Source organism: Bifidobacterium pullorum DSM 20433, assembly GCF_000771405.1.
Taxonomy (GTDB): domain Bacteria; phylum Actinomycetota; class Actinomycetes; order Actinomycetales; family Bifidobacteriaceae; genus Bifidobacterium; species Bifidobacterium pullorum.
In genome coordinates, this window is sequence record NZ_JDUI01000033.1 from 1 (window position 1) to 362 (window position 362).

The 362-nt window shown below is 61.6% G+C and carries 1 protein-coding gene; it reads left to right on the forward strand.

Annotated features, from left to right (window positions below; translation table 11 throughout):
• Positions 1 to 362, forward strand: a 362-nt coding sequence (locus OU11_RS08555; protein ID WP_033516197.1) for a DnaA ATPase domain-containing protein, incomplete at both ends; no start/stop codon positions are given.

Below are 362 nucleotides of genomic sequence, written 5' to 3' on the forward strand. Positions count from 1 at the left end.
GAGACGCATCTGAACAAGAACGCGACGTTCGACACGTTCGTGCCCGGCGACTCCAACCGCTTCGCACGCACCGTCGCCCTCGCCGTCGCCGAAGGATCCGGACAGGACTTCAACCCCCTATGCATCTACGGCGGCAGCGGACTGGGCAAAACCCACCTCCTGAACGCCATCGGCAACTACGCCCTCGTCAAGGACCCCATGCTCAAGGTCCGCTACGTCACCAGCGAGGAATTCACCAACGAATTCATCGACGCCCTCCAGAACCCCAACCAAAGCCAAGGACGCATCGCCGAATTCAACCGACGCTACCGCCAGGTCGACGTCCTCCTGATCGACGACATCCAGTTCCTCGGCGGCAAGGA